This is a genomic window from Streptomyces sp. LaPpAH-108 (assembly GCF_000373625.1).
GTDB lineage: Bacteria > Actinomycetota > Actinomycetes > Streptomycetales > Streptomycetaceae > Streptomyces.
In genome coordinates this window covers 737,503-751,870 of the sequence record NZ_KB891993.1, presented here as the reverse complement: position 1 = coordinate 751,870, position 14,368 = coordinate 737,503, and the positions used below count along the sequence as shown (strand labels likewise).

14 protein-coding genes and 1 pseudogene are annotated in these 14,368 nt (G+C 73.0%); 9 read left to right on the top strand and 6 right to left on the bottom strand.

Features of this window, described 5'->3' with window-relative positions; all coding sequences use genetic code 11:
- Positions 1–8: 8 nt before the first annotated feature.
- From B079_RS0114755 to B079_RS0114740, 4 genes are all read right to left on the bottom strand, one after another.
- Entirely contained in the window at positions 9–773 is a 765-nt protein-coding gene (locus B079_RS0114755; RefSeq protein WP_018546591.1) for a PIG-L deacetylase family protein, read from the bottom strand.
- Between the two features lie 4 nt (positions 774–777).
- Positions 778–1,464, bottom strand: a complete 687-nt coding sequence (locus B079_RS0114750; protein WP_037801500.1) for a M15 family metallopeptidase — start codon at positions 1,462–1,464, stop codon at positions 778–780.
- Entirely contained in the window at positions 1,443–1,967 is a 525-nt protein-coding gene (locus B079_RS0114745; protein ID WP_018546589.1) for an NUDIX domain-containing protein, read from the bottom strand. Before B079_RS0114745 ends, B079_RS0114750 begins: the two co-directional genes overlap by 22 nt.
- Positions 1,968–2,080: 113 nt before the next feature.
- Positions 2,081–2,557, bottom strand: a complete 477-nt coding sequence (locus tag B079_RS0114740; protein WP_018546588.1) for an NUDIX hydrolase — start codon at positions 2,555–2,557, stop codon at positions 2,081–2,083.
- Positions 2,558–2,696: 139 nt separating this feature from the next.
- On the opposite strand from B079_RS0114740, the gene B079_RS0114735 reads away from it, so the two are divergent.
- The 8 genes and pseudogenes from B079_RS0114735 (at position 2,697) to B079_RS32095 (ending at position 11,052) form a co-directional block, all read left to right on the top strand.
- Positions 2,697–3,965 (top strand): MFS transporter, encoded by a 1,269-nt coding sequence (locus B079_RS0114735; RefSeq protein ID WP_018546587.1) that lies wholly within the window; start codon positions 2,697–2,699, stop codon positions 3,963–3,965.
- A 43-nt stretch (positions 3,966–4,008) separates the two neighbouring features.
- Positions 4,009–4,194, top strand: a pseudogene (locus B079_RS36555) (potassium-transporting ATPase subunit C); the annotation flags it as partial.
- 91 nt (positions 4,195–4,285) lie between these two features.
- Positions 4,286–5,503: a PP2C family protein-serine/threonine phosphatase gene (locus tag B079_RS0114730; protein WP_018546586.1), complete on the top strand. Its 1,218-nt coding sequence runs from the start codon at positions 4,286–4,288 to the stop codon at positions 5,501–5,503.
- A 101-nt stretch (positions 5,504–5,604) separates the two neighbouring features.
- Positions 5,605–7,149, top strand: a complete 1,545-nt coding sequence (locus B079_RS0114725; RefSeq protein WP_051095135.1) for a sensor histidine kinase — start codon at positions 5,605–5,607, stop codon at positions 7,147–7,149.
- Positions 7,146–7,592 (top strand): response regulator, encoded by a 447-nt coding sequence (locus B079_RS0114720; RefSeq protein ID WP_018546584.1) that lies wholly within the window; start codon positions 7,146–7,148, stop codon positions 7,590–7,592. The genes B079_RS0114725 and B079_RS0114720 overlap by 4 nt, the downstream gene beginning before the upstream one ends.
- A 120-nt stretch (positions 7,593–7,712) precedes the next feature.
- Positions 7,713–8,477 (top strand): alpha/beta fold hydrolase, encoded by a 765-nt coding sequence (locus tag B079_RS0114715; protein WP_018546583.1) that lies wholly within the window; start codon positions 7,713–7,715, stop codon positions 8,475–8,477.
- Between the two features lie 61 nt (positions 8,478–8,538).
- Positions 8,539–10,065, top strand: a complete 1,527-nt coding sequence (locus tag B079_RS0114710; RefSeq protein ID WP_018546582.1) for an amidohydrolase — start codon at positions 8,539–8,541, stop codon at positions 10,063–10,065.
- A gap of 288 nt (positions 10,066–10,353) precedes the next feature.
- Entirely contained in the window at positions 10,354–11,052 is a 699-nt protein-coding gene (locus tag B079_RS32095) for an isochorismatase family protein (protein WP_234016793.1), read from the top strand.
- Between the two features lie 40 nt (positions 11,053–11,092).
- Here the strand turns inward: B079_RS32095 and B079_RS0114700 are convergent, their stop codons facing one another.
- On the bottom strand, positions 11,093–12,448 hold the full coding sequence (locus B079_RS0114700) for a lysine N(6)-hydroxylase/L-ornithine N(5)-oxygenase family protein (RefSeq protein WP_420705766.1): 1,356 nt from the start codon (positions 12,446–12,448) through the stop codon (positions 11,093–11,095).
- Between the two features lie 53 nt (positions 12,449–12,501).
- Between B079_RS0114700 and B079_RS0114695 the strand changes: the two genes are divergently transcribed.
- Positions 12,502–13,458 (top strand): methionyl-tRNA formyltransferase, encoded by a 957-nt coding sequence (locus tag B079_RS0114695; RefSeq protein WP_018546578.1) that lies wholly within the window; start codon positions 12,502–12,504, stop codon positions 13,456–13,458.
- Positions 13,459–13,486: 28 nt separating this feature from the next.
- Here B079_RS0114695 and B079_RS0114690 read toward each other — a convergent pair whose 3' ends face one another.
- Positions 13,487–14,365 carry an ABC transporter ATP-binding protein gene (locus B079_RS0114690; protein ID WP_018546577.1) on the bottom strand — a complete coding sequence of 293 codons (879 nt, stop codon included), beginning with the start codon at positions 14,363–14,365 and terminating at the stop codon, positions 13,487–13,489.
- Positions 14,366–14,368 lie beyond the last annotated feature (3 nt).

The following is a 14,368-nucleotide window of genomic DNA, read 5'->3' as shown; positions in this document are numbered from 1 at the left end:
CGGGGCGTTCAGGCCGTCAGATCGGTCAGGGGCGGTGAGGCCGGGACGAGGCCGACCCGCAGGTAGTACTCCGTGCCGATGATCCGGTGCCGTGTCGCGGCGGGGAGGCGGGCGAGGATGCCGGGGAGGGGGCGTTCGCGCTCCACCTGGCTGCGGTGGGCCAGGATCGCCGCCCATTTCCGGTCCCGCCACGGGCGTACGTCCACCACCGCGCTCACCTGGTGCTGCGGCACGGCCAGGACGGACTTGCGGGCCCGGGCCAGCAGGGGGACGAGGTCGGTCAGTGCCGTGTCCGGGTGGGTGGCCAGGTACACGGCCCTCGGCTGCCACGGCTCGCCCGCCTCCGGGTGGAGGTCCCCGAGTCCGGCGGCGGCTGCGGCGAGCAGGGTGACCTGGTGGGTGCGGCGGTGATCCGGGTGCCCGGTGAGGCCGCCGTACGCGTCGTGCGTGAGCACGATCTCCGGGCGGGCGGCCCGGATGGCGGCCACCACCCGGGCGACCGCCTCGTCCAGCGGTACGTCGCACCAATGCGGCTGCCCCGGCGCCGAGTCGGGGACGCGGTCGTCGGCGTAGCCGAGCAGGCGAGGCGGCTCGGCGCCCAACGCCCGTACGGAGTCCACCAGTTCGTCGGCGCGATAGGTGCCGGGGGCCCAGGTGGTGGTCACGACCGTCACCCGGGCCCCCGCCGCCGCGTGCCGGGCGAGGACACCGCCGCAGACCAGGGACTCGTCGTCGGGGTGGGCGAAGACGGCGAGCAGGCTGGGCGGTGTCATCGGCTCAGTGCTCCGGGGGGAGTTGCGGGTGTTCCACCGGGCCGTACAGCGCGGCGGGCCGGTCCGTCCGATAGGCCCAGTAGCGGTCGCCCCAGCTCCAATGCCACCACTCCGTACCGTAGTTGACCAGGCCCGCCGAGGTCAGCGCGGCCGAGAGGACGGCGCGGTGCTCGCGGGCGCGGTCGCTGATGTTGGCGGCATCGGTGTAGCAGGCGCCCTCGCTCTCCTCCGGGGTGGCGTTCATCCGGGTGCCCATGTCGAGTTCGACGCCCTCGCTGTCGACTAGGGTGAGGTCGACGGCGGCGCCCGCGCTGTGCGGGGCGATCTCCGGGGGCGAGACATAGCGGCTGGCGGCGGCGCGGAGCCGGTGCGGCGGCCAGTCGGGGTTGTCCCGGGCGAGTTCACCCGCGTAGTCCGCGAAGTAACGGCGCTGCAGGGCCGGAGGCCGGTACCCCTCCACGAGCAGCAGGCCGAGCCCGTCCGGCAGCAGTGACCGCGCGTGCAGCAGCCGTTCCACGACCCCCTCCCGCAGATGCGCGAAGGCTCCGGCCGCGTCCCGGCGGCGGGCGTCCACGCGGAGCGTGTCCCCGGTGCGGACGTCGATCAGCCGCTCCCCGCACTCCTCGACCGGTATCCCGGCCACCCGGTCGTCGGACATCAGCACGATGCTCACTCGGTCTCCCAGTCCCATGAGTCGAAATAGGCCGCCACCCCGGTGGTGCGGGCCTCCACCACCGCGCTCAGCCGCGCGAAGTCCCGTACCGGCATGAGCGGTTGCCAGGCGGCGAGCGGCAGCACCCGCGCCTCGTCGTGCTCCTCCGGGTCCAGCACGAGCCCCCGGAGCTGTGCCGCGCCGAGCCGCCCGCCGTCGAAGACGAGCCCCATGGTGCTGTACGGCCAGGGGGAGCCCGGCAGTCCGAACACCGTCGCCAGCAGCCGGGGCGGGCCGGCCACCCGGATGCCGGTCTCCTCCTCACACTCCCGGACCGCAGTCTCCCACGGCCGCTCCCCGGGCTCCATCGTGCCGCCCGGGAACTGCCAGGGGTGCGTGGCGCTGTAGACGCCGTGCAGTTGCAGCGGCCGGTCGTGCTCGTCGGTGAAGAAGACACAGGCGAAACCGGTGGCCTTCATGACCGTCTCGGCGTACTCCTCCGGAGGCAGCCAGACCTTCTTCCCGAGGGGTTTCTGTTTCAACGGGCCTCCGTGAAAGGGCGGTTCGGACTGTCGGCCGCGCCGGCTCGGTGTGACGGTGACGGTGTTCGGTGCTCAACGGCGGCTCCGGGAGCGCGACTTGGTGTTCATCCGGCTCACCAGCCCAGCTCCGTGTACGTGCGTCCGGCGCGGATGCCCTCGATGGCCGCGCGGGCGTAAGGGACGAGCGGGTCCGGGAGGGCGTCCGGGGGCCACCAGCGCCAGGCCAGGCACTTGTCGGGCTCTCGCACCTCGGGGGTGCTTTTCAACTCGCTCACGCGGAAGATCAGTTGCATGCGGGGTCGCCTCCCGGGGGCGTCCCGCAGATGCACCACGTGCGCGAACTCCACGTCGGCGGGGTCGATCACCAGCCCGCCCTCCTCGTACGCCTCCCGGATCAGGCACGCGACGGCGGACTCCTGCTCGCAGTGTCCGGCCAGGAAGTGCCAACTCCCGCCCTGGTAGGCGGAGTCGGGATGGCGCAGGCCGAGCAGGACGCGGCCCTCCGGGTCCTCCGCGTACAGGTGGACGCCGATGACGTTCAGGGTCCGTCCGCTCTTCGCCGGTACGAAGTCGGTGTCGTCGTCGGGCATTTCGGCACCTCTCGGGCGGATGTGGCGGGCTTGCTCAGACTGCCCCGGCATGGGCGGACTCATGCGAGGCGGGGGAGGGGATGACCGGTTCGGGGCGGGTGGCGTGAACTCGGTTGCCGCTGGGGCAGACTGGCCGGTCATGGGCCTGGAACGCGTGCTGCTCGATGTGACCCCGCTGCGGTCGTCGCCCGCCTTCCGGCGGCTGTGGCTGGGGCAGACGCTGTCCGGGTTCGGCGGCCAGATGACGGCCGTCGCCGTGATGTTCCAGATCTGGGAGCTGACCGGGAGCACGGCGTGGACCGGTGCCGTCGGGCTGGCGCAGGCGGTGCCGCTCGTCGGGCTCGGGCTCTTCGCGGGCGCGCTGGCCGACCGGGTGGACCGGCGCCGGTTCTATCTGTGGACGACCGGCGGCCAGGCCCTCTGCTCACTGCTCCTCGCCCTCCAGGGATTCCTCGGGCAGCTGCCGCCCGCCGGAGTCCTGGGCCTCGTCGCCCTCCAGTCCTGCTTCGTCGCCGGAGGGGCGCCGGTCTCGCGGACGTTCGTCCCGCACCTGCTGCCCGAGCCGCAGCGCGCGGCCGGACTCGCCCTGCGGCGCATCGCCATGCAGGCCGCGATGCTGGCCGGACCCGCGCTGGGCGGCCTGCTCGTGAGCGGGGTGGGCGTCGGCGGGTGCTATCTGATCGACTCCCTCACCTTCCTCGCCGCGCTCCTGGGCGCCCTCGGCCTGCCCCGGATGAGCCCGGACGGCGACGCCGAGCCCGCCAGGCCCGGACTGCGCGGCGTACGGGACGGGCTGGCCTTCCTGGTGCGCACCCCCGTCGTGCGCGGGGCCCTGCTCACCGACCTGGCCGCGACCGTGCTGTCCATGCCGATCAGCCTGTTCCCGCTGGTCAACGCGGAACGGTTCGGCGGAGACCCGCGCACACTCGGACTGTTCCTCACCGCTGTCGCCGTCGGCGGCGTGGCGGCCTCCCTGCTCTCCGGGACCTTCACCCGGAGCCCGCGCCCCGGCCTGGTCATGCTCGTCGCCTCCGCCGCGTGGGGCGCCGCCCTGATCCTCTTCGGGCTGGCGACCGACCCCTGGCTCGGCCTGGGCTGCCTCGTCCTCGCGGGCGCCGCCGACACGGTGTCCGTCGTGGCCCGCGGCACCGTCGTCCAGGCACACACCCCGCGCGCACTGCTCGGCCGGGTCGGCGCCGCCGAACAGATCGTCGGCCAGGCCGGGCCCGACCTCGGCAACGTGCGCGGCGGCCTCGTCGCGTCCGTCACCACGGGCACGACGGCACTCGTCAGCGGCGGCCTGCTGTGCGTCCTCGCGGTCCTCGCGGTGGGCGCCACCACGGCCGAGCTGCGCCGTACCTCTGCGAGGCTCCAGCGGGGGAGCCGACCTGCGGAGTCGTCGCCGTAAGAGCCTCGCCAAGGGCGGCCCCGGCGGCGTAAGAGGCTGTCAACCCGTGTCCGAGGTGCGGTGGTTGGTCGGCGCGCACACGGAGCGGCGGACACTCGGCTTCATCGGCGAACCCCGGGTGAACGTCCTGGAGGCCCGGTCGGCTTTCCGGCACCGTCGCGAAAAACGTGGCCGCACGGCCCATTGCCCGGATCACTTTCCCCGCTCCCTGGGCATAGGGGACTGGTGACCATCGGATGGGCGCGATGAGTATGCTCGGCCCCTGGCGGTCGGCGTCCACTGAGCGTAGGCGACGGGGTAGGGGTGGGAGGGGCAGGGCCATGGTGACGTCGCGGTCGGATGCCGCACGGCTCGTGCCGACGGCACGGGACGAGGCGGAGTGGGACGGCCGGGAGCCGTCGGTGCTGCTGGTCGAGGACGACCCCGGGGACGCCCTCCTGGTGGAGGAACTGGTCACCGACAGTGCGCTCAAGATGAGCCTGCGCTGGGTGCGTTCGATGGCCGAGGCCGCGGACGTGCTCGCCGCCGAGGTGCCCGACTGCGTCCTGCTCGATCTGCATCTGCCGGACGCCCAGGGCCTGGAGGCCCTGTCCCTGGTCCAGGCGCACGCCGACCAGGTGGCCGTCGTCGTCCTCACCGGCCTCGCCGAGGAGCAGACCGGCCTCGCCGCCGTCGCGGCGGGCGCCCAGGACTACCTCGTCAAGGGCCGCGTCGAACCCGAACTCTTCGGCCGCGCCGTGCGCTACGCGATCCAGCGCAAGCAGGCCGAGCAGTCCGCCGTCGCCCTCCAGGCCAGCCAGATGCAGGCCCGGGAGAACGCCCGCCTCGAACGCGGCCTGCTGCCCAGGCCGTTGCTGCGCGCCGAGGGCGTCGACGTGGTGGCCCGCTACCGCCCCGGCCGCGCCCAGGCCCTGCTCGGCGGCGACTTCTACGACATCGTGCAGAGCGCCGACGGCGCCGTCCACGCCCTGGTCGGGGACGTCTCCGGACACGGCCCCGACGAGGCCGCCCTCGGTGTCGCGCTGCGCATCGCCTGGCGCACCCTCGTGCTCAGCGGCATCACCGGCGCCGAACAGGTCGGCCGCCTGGAGGAGTTGCTGGTCGCCGAGCGCGCCCGGGACGAGGTCTTCGCCACCCTGGTGAGCCTGGCCGCCGTACCCGGCGCCCACAGCGCCAGCGTCGTACGGGCTGGACACCCCGGGCTGCTGCGCCGTACCGGCGCCGAGGTGGACTGGGTGGAGGTGCCCGGCGGACCCGCGCTCGGCATGGTCCCCGGCGTGGCCGGGTGGCCCACCTCCGAACTGCCGGTGCCGCCGGGCGCGTCCGTGGTGCTGTTCACCGATGGCCTGTTCGAGGGACACGTCAGCCGGGGCCCCGAACGCCTCGGCGAGGAAGGGCTGCTGGCCCTCGCCCGGGAGTCGGCCACCCTGCCCGCCGAGGACTTCGTCGACACCCTGATCGACCGCGCCGAGGGCCTCGCCGAGGAACGCGGCGGACTCGCGGACGATGTGGCCGTCGTTCATGTGAGCTGGAACTAGAAGTGACACCAACGGAGTCGGAGCACACGGTGAGGAACGACAAGGGCGCGCACCGGCGCAGCCTGACGGTGCAGGGCTGGTTCCAGCTGGTGCTGGCGCTGATGGCCCTGCTCGTGGTGGTCGGCACCGTGATCGGCGCCGACCTGCTGGGCCGAACGGCCGCCGCCACCGACGGGCTGCTCCGGCACGTCCAGCCCGCGCGGACGGAGGCGTACCGGCTCCAGGCCGCCCTGGTCAACCAGGAGACCGGCATCCGCGGCTACGCGATCGCCGCCGACCGGCAGTTCCTCACCCCCTACACCGAGGGCAAGAGCGACGAGGCCCGCTCGGCCGCCCGGCTGCGCAAGCTCGTCGGGGACCGCCCCGACCTGCTCGCGGACCTGGAGGCCGTCGAGCGGCAGGCCGCCGACTGGCGCCGCTCCTACGCCGAGCCGATGGCGGCCTCCGTCACCCCCGGCGACCCGAAGCGCGTCGACAAGACCACTGCCGAACGCGGCCGACGCGACTTCGACCGGCTGCGCGCCACGTGGGCGAAGCAGAACGCCGACCTGGCCCGCTCCGTCCGCGAGGGCCACGTCGAGATCGCCCACGAACGCACCGTGCGCAACTCGGTGCTCGGCGGCATGGTGGCCCTCTTCCTGCTGACCGGCATCGCCCTCGCCTTCCTCGTGCGCATGCTGGTCGCCCGCCCGCTGGAGATCCTGGGCACTGCCTCCCGCCGGGTGTCGGGCGGTGACTTCGCCCACGTCATCACCGGCAGCGGCCCCGCCGACCTCGTCGCGCTCGCCGACGACGTGGAGGGCATGCGCAAGCGCATCGTCGCCGAACTCGACGCCTCCCGCGACCAGGAGCGCACCCTGGCCCAGCAGACCGCCGACCTGGACGCCCAGGCCGTCGAACTGCGCCGGTCCAACGTCGAGTTGGAGCAGTTCGCCTACGTCGCCTCCCACGACCTCCAGGAACCCCTGCGCAAGGTCGCCTCCTTCTGCCAGCTCCTGGAGAAGCGCTACGGCGACCAACTGGACGACCGGGGACGGCAGTACATCGACTTCGCCGTGGACGGCGCCAAGCGGATGCAGGTCCTCATCAACGACCTGCTCACCTTCTCCCGCGTCGGCCGCCTCAACGACACCCGCGTGCCGGTGGGTCTCGACCAGGCGCTGGACAAGGCGCTGACCAACCTGGGCGCGGCCGTCGAGGAGTCCGGCGCCGTCATCGACCGGCCGGACACGCTGCCCGAGGTCGTCGGCGACCCGACCCTGCTGGCCATGCTCTGGCAGAACCTGGTGGGCAACGCCCTCAAGTTCCGCGATGCCGAACGCGTGCCACACCTCACCGTCACCTGCGAACCCGACCCCGACGAGCCCGGCATGGTCCGGATCTGCGTCAAGGACAACGGCATAGGCATCCCCGGCCAGTTCGCGGAGAAGGTCTTCGTCATCTTCCAGCGGCTGCACAGCCGGGACGCCTACGGTGGTACGGGCATCGGGCTGGCGCTCTGCAAGAAGATCGTGGAACATCACGGGGGCAGGATCTGGCTCGACACCGCCTGCACGGACGGCACCCGCTTCTGCCTCACCCTCCCCCCGGCCGCCCCCGTCCCGGACGAGACCGGCGCCGACTCCCAGGAAAAGGCCCTGACATGACGACCCCCGCCGCCACCCCCATCGACGTCCTCCTGGTCGAGGACGACCCCGGGGACGAGCTGATGACCCGGGAGGCGTTCGAGGACAACAAGATCGGCAACACCCTGCATGTCGTCCGGGACGGCGAGGAGGCGCTGCACTTCCTCTACCGCCAGGGCGAGCACGCGGACGCACCCCGCCCGGACCTGATCCTGCTCGACCTCAACCTCCCCAAGTACGACGGCCGTCAGGTCCTGGAGCGGATCAAGTCCGACCCGGACCTGTCCCACATCCCCGTGGTCGTGCTCACCACCTCGGCCGCGGAGGAGGACATCCTGCGCAGCTACAAGCTGCACGCCAACGCGTACGTCACCAAGCCGGTCGACCTGGACCAGTTCATCGCGGCGGTCCGCCAGATCGACGACTTCTTCGTCCAGGTGGTACGGCTGCCGCGACAGGGCTGAGGGGGCCTTCGGCGGTTCCTCCACGGGGCGTTGCCGGGGGTCGTGAGCTGCCCTGCCGCTGCTCCGGCGGTCCGTGCGGGCGGATACACTCGTCCGTTCGTCGTGATCAAGGAGCAGACCATGCGCAACGCCGCCGTCACGCCCCGAGGGGACCTCATGCGCTGGGTCGAGCTGCCCGGCCGGGACGCCCCGCGCGTCTATGTGCACGGCCTCGGCGCCACCTCGCCCGCCTACTTCACCGAGACCGCCGTGCACCCCCTGCTCGCCGGTCACCGCTCGCTGCTGATCGACCTGCTGGGCCACGGACTCAGCGACCGCCCGGCGGACTTCGACTACAGCCTGGAGTCCCACGCCGACGCCCTGGCCGCCGCGCTGACCTCCGCCGAGGTGAGCGGCGCCGAGCTGATCGCGCACAGCATGGGCGGCTCCGTCGCGATCGTCCTGGCCGCACGCCATCCCGGACTGGTCTCCCGGCTGGTCCTGATCGACGCCAACCTGGACCCGATCACGCCCGTCCCCGGCGCCCCCGGCAGCTCGGGCATCACCGCGTTCTCGGAGCGGGAGTTCCTGGACGGCGGCTGGGAGCAGGTCCGCGAGGCGGCGGGCCCGCACTGGTGGTCCACCATGCGCCTGGCCGACCGCACGGCCCTGCACCGCAGCGCGGTCCGGCTCACCCGGGGCACCACCCCCACGATGCGTGAGCTGCTGCTGAAGCTGCCGATTCTGCGCACCTTTCTCTACCCCGAGGCCGACGGCCCGTTCCCCGGTGCGGAGGCCCTGGAGGAGGCCGGGGTGCGGGTCGTGGCCGTCCCCGACTGCGGGCACAACATCATGCTGGACAACCCCGAGGTCTTCGCGCGCGAGACGGCCGCCGCCCTGGCGTGAGTTAGGCATGCCTAAGTAGGGTGCGGTGGCCGGACGTCCCGTCTTTCCGCTGGAGGCCGCCATGACGAGCACCGCCGATGTGTCCACCGCGACGGCCGGCGCGGGGGCGGGGCCGCTGTGGCTCGCCCGGGTACGGCTCGGCGCCGGAGGCCCGCTCGCCCGCGTCCGGGTCGCGGACGGCCGGATCACCGGGATCTGGGCCGAGGAGGACGCGGGCCGCCAACTCGCCTCCGGTGAGCCGGTGTTCGACCTGGCCGGGCGTACCGTACTGCCCGGCCTCTGGGACGCCCATGTGCACCTGGGGGAGTGGGCCGCCGCCCGCACCCGGCTCGACGTGTCCGGACTCGACTCGGCCCGCGCGGTCGCCGAAGCCGTCCGCGAGCGGGCCCAAGAGGCGCTGGACGACGGGGTGTTGACCGGGTTCGGCTTCCGGGACGGGCTCTGGCCCGACGCCCCGCACAAGGACGTGCTCGACGCGGTCGTCCCCCATGTCCCCGTCGCGCTGGTCAGCCAGGATCTGCACACCGCGTGGCTCAACTCGGCCTGCCTCGCGCTGATCGGCCGGGTGGGGCACCCCAGCGGACTGCTGCGCGAGCACGAGTGCCTGGAAGCCCTCGCCGCGCTGCCCGAGGCGCCCGTCGAGACCGTCGACCGCCGCATTGAGGAAGCCTGCCGGGCCGCCGCCGCGCGCGGGGTCACCGGGATCATCGACTTCCAGTACGGCGACACGGTCACGGAGTGGGCGCGGCGGAGCGCGGCCGGACCGCTCCCGGTGCGGGTGGACGCGGCCGTCTACCCGTCGTATCTGGACGCGGCGATCGAGCGCGGGCTGCGCACCGGCTCACCCGTCGACGAGGGAGCGGGAGTCGTGCGCGTCGGCCCGCTCAAGCTGTTCACGGACGGTTCGCTCAACACCCGTACCGCCCTGTGCCGCGACCCCTACCCGGGACTCGGGGACACCCCCGAGGCGCACGGCATCCAGGAGACCGGCACCGAGGAGCTGGTCGCGCTGATGCGCCGCGCCGCCGCCCACGGCATCGAACCGGCCGTGCACGCCATCGGCGACCACGCCAACACGGTCGCCCTGGACGCCTTCGAGGCGGTGCGCTGCCGTGGCCGGATCGAGCACGCCCAGCTGCTCAGCGCCGCCGACCTGCCGAGGTTCGCCGCGCTCGGGGTCACGGCGGGCGTCCAGCCCCGGCACGCCACCGACGACCGGGACATCGCGGACCGGCACTGGGCGGGCCGCACGGACCGCGCGTTCGCCTACGGGGACCTGCTCGCGGCCGGGGCCCGGCTCGAGTTCGGCTCGGACGCGCCGGTCTCGCCGCTGGACCCCTGGCTCGGCATCGCGTCGGCCGTCGGCCGCACCGGGGACGAGCGCCCGGCCTGGCACCCCGAGCAGCGCGTGCCCCTGGCCGCCGCGCTCGCCGCCTCGGCCCGGGGCAGGCGGCTGGTCAGGGTGGGCGACCCCGCCGACCTGGTGGTCACGGACGTGGACCCGCGGGAGGCGGACCTGACGACCCTGCGCGCGATGCCCGTGTTCGCGACCATGCTCGGCGGTCGCTGGACCCACGGACCGGCCTGAGCGCGGGAGCTTGCGCTTCGCCGTTCCGCGCGCATACTTAGGGTACCCTAACTTGGGTTCTCGTCTCCGGAGCGGAGCCGTGGACGGCGTGCGCCGATGCGCGCGCCGCACGGGGTGGACGGCGGCACGACCGCCGGATGCGGAAGGTGTGGCGGTGCCCCTCGGCACCGGAACGCGCGGCGGCCCCGACCGGCTTCGCCCCGCCCGGCGACACCCGGGCGCGTCGACACGCGGCCGTACCCGAGGGCGGGGTGCGACCCGTCGAGCCGACCGCGAGAGGCGAAGCCCATGCCGTTCCCGTTCCCCGAGACCGTGATGCCGTCCGGAGCGATCCCGTCCGCCGATGCCGTCCCGCTGTCCGGACCCGCCCAACTCCCTGATGTGTCCGCCGGTGCGGGCCCTGGTGGGACGCCCGAGCCCGGTGGCGGCCCCTCCTGGTGTCTGGAGGTGCGCCGGGCCGTGCTCCTCGTCCGTGACGTACGCGGCTGTCCCGTGGCGGACGGCTCCGGGTTCGTCGCCCGCACCGAGCGGCTGGTCCGGGCCGCGCGGGACGCGGGCGTGCCCGTCGTCTACGCGGTACGGGTGCCGGAGCAGGGTGCCGTCCAGCCGGGACGCGGTGTCGTCGACGCCGTCCAACCCCGGCCCGGCGACAGCCTGTTCACCGGGAAGCGGTGCAGCGCCTTCGCCGGTACCCGGCTGCGCGCACGGCTGACCGAGCTGGGCCGCGACCAGCTGGTGGTCGCCGGGGTCGCCGCCGCGACGGACATACTGCTCACCGCCGCGGACGCCTGGATGCAGGATCTGGAGCCCTTCGTCGCCGCCGACGCGGTGGCCGACCGTACGGCCGCCGAGCATGCGATGGCCGTACGGTGGCTGGCCGCGACCTGTGCCGTGATCACCGACACCGACGCGCTGGTGGCGGCGTTCGGCGGGCGCGGGAGTGTCGAGAAGGCGCCGGTGGAGCGGTGGGTGGGCACCCCCGGGTGAGCCGGTGCCGGGGGTGTCACGGGTGGCGGAGCGCCGGGCGTCAGGCGGGTGCCCGCCCCGCGAGCAGGGAGCGGTGGATCTCCTCCGCGCGGACCGCCGTCGTGGACAGCAGGGTGCTGGTCAGCCCGTGCGTGTGCTCGGTGCCGCCCTGGAGGTAGATCCCGGCGGTGACCTCCGGTGCCGTCGCCACCCGGTGGTCGCGGCCCACCCGCAGGGCGTCGCCGTCGTCACGCAGGCAGAGCTTGGCCGACTCCCCGAGGAGCGCGGTCAGATCGCGCGGCCGGTACCCCGTGGCGAGGACGAACACATCGGCCTCCAGCGTCTCGTGTTCACCGGTCGGCAGGAACTCCACGCTGATGTCCAGCGCGTCGCCGCCGGACCGGGGCCGTACGTCGCGCACCCGGGAGACGTTGAGGAAGCGCAGCCGCTCGCGGCCCGCGACCTTCTCGCGGTACGAGGTCGCGTACAGCGCCTCGATCAACTCCATGTCCACCACGGAGTAGTTGGTGGAGCGGTGATAGTCGAACAGGGACTGTTTCACCTCGGCCGGGGCGCCGAAGTACAGGTCCACCGCCTCCGGGTCGAAGATGCGGTTGGCGAACGGGCTGTCGTCGGCCGGGGTGTAGCCGTACTTGGCGAAGACCGCGCAGATCTCCGCGTCCGGGAAGGAGCGGTGCAGGAAGTCCACCGCCTCGGCGGCGCTCTGCCCGGCACCGAGCACGACCGCCCGGCGCACGGGCGCCCCGGTGGCGCCGAGTCCGGCGACGCGGGGGATCAACTGGCTGTTGTGCCAGACCCGTTCGCCCAGCTCCAGACCGGGCGGCACATGCGGCTCGAGCCCCATCGCCACGCTGATGTTGCGCGTCCGGTACCGGACCGTACGGCCCGGACGCTCCGGGTCCTGGCAGTGCACGTCGAAGTACGCGACCGTGCCGGCCTCGTCGCGCACTGGCTCGACGGCCGTCACCTCGCTGTCGTAGCCGACGAGATGGCCGACCCGGTCGGCGGCCCACTCGAAGTACTGGTGGAACTCGGCGCGCAGCGGGAACAGCGTCTTCTGGTTCAGGAAGTCGATGAGCCGGCCGCGCTCGCGCAGGAAGCAGAGAAAGCTGAAGTCGCTGGTCGGATTGCGCAGGGTGACCAGGTCCTTGAGAAACGACACCTGCATGGTGGCGTCGTCGATGAGCATCCCCCGGTGCCAGCCGAAGCGCGGCTGACGTTCCAGGAAGCGGGCGGTGAGGCGTTCTCCCTCCGGGCGGCCCGCGTTGTGTTCCTCAATCGCTATGGCCAGTGCGAGATTTGACGGACCGAACCCGATTCCGAGGACATCATGGACGACGTCGAACTCCGTGCGAGGTGACTTCACCGTGGCATCGCCTCCCTCAGGCAGCCACATGTTAGATAAGGTTAGCCTTACCTAGCAACGGAGTCGTCGAAGAGGAGATCCTCATGCGCGTCGCCATGTTCGGCTATCAGACCTGGGGCCACCGCACGCTCCAGGCGCTGCTGGACTCCGGTCACGAGGTCGTCCTCGTCCTCACCCATCCGGCCAGTGAGCACGCGTACGAGAAAATCTGGGACGACAGCGTCGCCGAACTCGCCGAGAAGCACGACATACCCGTGCTGCTGCGCAACCGCCCCGACGACGAGGAAGTCCTCGCCGCCGTGCGGGAGGCGCGCCCCGACATCATCGTGGCCAACAACTGGCGCACCTGGCTGCCCCCGGAGCTGTTCGACCTGCCCCCGCACGGCACGCTCAACATCCACGACTCCCTGCTGCCCTCCTACGCCGGGTTCTCGCCCCTGATCTGGGCCCTCATCAACGGCGAGGAGCGGGTCGGCGTCACCGCGCACCGCATGAACGGCGAACTCGACGCGGGCGACATCCTGATCCAGCGCGCCGTCCCCGTCGGCCCGGCCGACACCGCGACCGACCTCTTCCATCTGACCGTGGACCTCATCGCCCCCGTGGTGCGCGAGGCACTGGACCTGATCGCCTCCGGCGCCGACGCCGGACGCTGGCGGCCCCAGGACCGCAGCCAAGCCAGCTTCTTCCACAAGCGCTCCCTGGAGGACAGCCGCATCGACTGGAGCTGGCCCGCCGAGCGCCTGGAGCGGCTGGTGCGGGCGCAGTCCGACCCGTACCCGAACGCGTACGCCTTCCACCGCGGCGAGCGGCTGCGGATCGTGTCGGCCGCCGTCTCCGAGAGGCGCTACGGCGGCACCCCGGGCCGGATCTTCATCCGCGAGGGCGACGGCGTGGTGGTCGTGGCGGGCCCGGACGCGCACAGCGGGCAGGGGCACGGGCTGCTGGTGCGGCGGGTGCGGACGGAGGACGGCACCGAGCTGGCCGCCACCGACTACTTCCGCACGATGGGGGGCTACCTCACCTCGCGGCCCGAGTGACCCCGGTCTGAGGCTTTCTGAGTGAGCGTCAGTCCGCCGCCGTCGCGGGCTCCTTGGAGTCCGCGTGGTGGCGGCCCATCGGTATCACCAGCGGGGTGCCGCTCACCGGGTCGGTGGTGATCCGGCAGCGTAGGTCGAAGACGTCCTCGACGGTCTCCTCGGTCACCACCTGGGCCGGAGGACCCTCGGCGACGATCCGGCCCCCCTTCATGGCGATGACGTGATCGGCGTACCGGCACGCCTGGTTGAGGTCGTGCAGCACCATGACCACGGTGCGGCCCTCGCGCCGGTTGAGGTCGGTGATCAGGTCGAGCACGTCGATCTGATGGGCGAGGTCCAGATAGGTGGTCGGCTCGTCCAGGAGGAGTACGGGGGTGCCCTGGGCGACGGCCATGGCGATCCAGGCGCGCTGCCGCTGGCCGCCGGAGAGTTCGTCCACCGGGCGGTCCGCGAGGCCGGTCAGGCTGGTCGCCGCGAGCGCCCCGTGCACGGCCTCCTCGTCCGCCTTCGACCACTGCCGCCACCACGTCTGGTGCGGGGAGCGGCCCCGGCTCACCAGGTCCAGCACGGTCAGCCCCTCGGGGGCCACCGGGGTCTGCGGCAAGATGCCCAGCTTGCGGGCGAGTTCACGGGTGGGGATCGAGCGCAGGGCGGCGCCGTCCAGCTCCACCGCCCCCTGGCGCGGGGCCAGCAGCCGGGCGAGCGCCCGCAACAGGGTCGACTTCCCACAGGCGTTGGCGCCCACGATGGCCGTGATCCGGCCGGTCGGCACGGCCAGGTCCAGGCCCTCCACCACCGCCCGTCCGTCGTAGGCGAGATGGAGATCGTGCGCGGTCAACCTCGGCTCGTGCTGCCCGGGTTGGGCCACCTTCTCGGTCAGCGGGGTGCGCGCGTCGGTGGATGCCATGCG

What these genes read in the sequence shown, in the direction of transcription:
- B079_RS0114755 (WP_018546591.1), bottom strand. Translation starts at nt 773, where the DNA reads ATGACACCGCCCAGCCTGCTCGCCGTCTTCGCCCACCCCGACGACGAG.
- B079_RS0114750 (WP_037801500.1), bottom strand. Translation starts at nt 1,464, where the DNA reads ATGGGACTGGGAGACCGAGTGAGCATCGTGCTGATGTCCGACGACCGG.
- B079_RS0114740 (WP_018546588.1), bottom strand. Translation starts at nt 2,557, where the DNA reads ATGCCCGACGACGACACCGACTTCGTACCGGCGAAGAGCGGACGGACC.
- B079_RS0114735 (WP_018546587.1), top strand. Translation starts at nt 2,697, where the DNA reads ATGGGCCTGGAACGCGTGCTGCTCGATGTGACCCCGCTGCGGTCGTCG.
- B079_RS0114730 (WP_018546586.1), top strand. Translation starts at nt 4,286, where the DNA reads ATGGTGACGTCGCGGTCGGATGCCGCACGGCTCGTGCCGACGGCACGG.
- B079_RS0114725 (WP_051095135.1), top strand. Translation starts at nt 5,605, where the DNA reads ATGGCCCTGCTCGTGGTGGTCGGCACCGTGATCGGCGCCGACCTGCTG.
- B079_RS0114720 (WP_018546584.1), top strand. Translation starts at nt 7,146, where the DNA reads ATGACGACCCCCGCCGCCACCCCCATCGACGTCCTCCTGGTCGAGGAC.
- B079_RS0114715 (WP_018546583.1), top strand. Translation starts at nt 7,713, where the DNA reads ATGCGCAACGCCGCCGTCACGCCCCGAGGGGACCTCATGCGCTGGGTC.
- B079_RS0114710 (WP_018546582.1), top strand. Translation starts at nt 8,539, where the DNA reads ATGACGAGCACCGCCGATGTGTCCACCGCGACGGCCGGCGCGGGGGCG.
- B079_RS32095 (WP_234016793.1), top strand. Translation starts at nt 10,354, where the DNA reads ATGCCGTTCCCGTTCCCCGAGACCGTGATGCCGTCCGGAGCGATCCCG.
- B079_RS0114700 (WP_420705766.1), bottom strand. Translation starts at nt 12,448, where the DNA reads ATGTGGCTGCCTGAGGGAGGCGATGCCACGGTGAAGTCACCTCGCACG.
- B079_RS0114695 (WP_018546578.1), top strand. Translation starts at nt 12,502, where the DNA reads ATGCGCGTCGCCATGTTCGGCTATCAGACCTGGGGCCACCGCACGCTC.
- B079_RS0114690 (WP_018546577.1), bottom strand. Translation starts at nt 14,365, where the DNA reads ATGGCATCCACCGACGCGCGCACCCCGCTGACCGAGAAGGTGGCCCAA.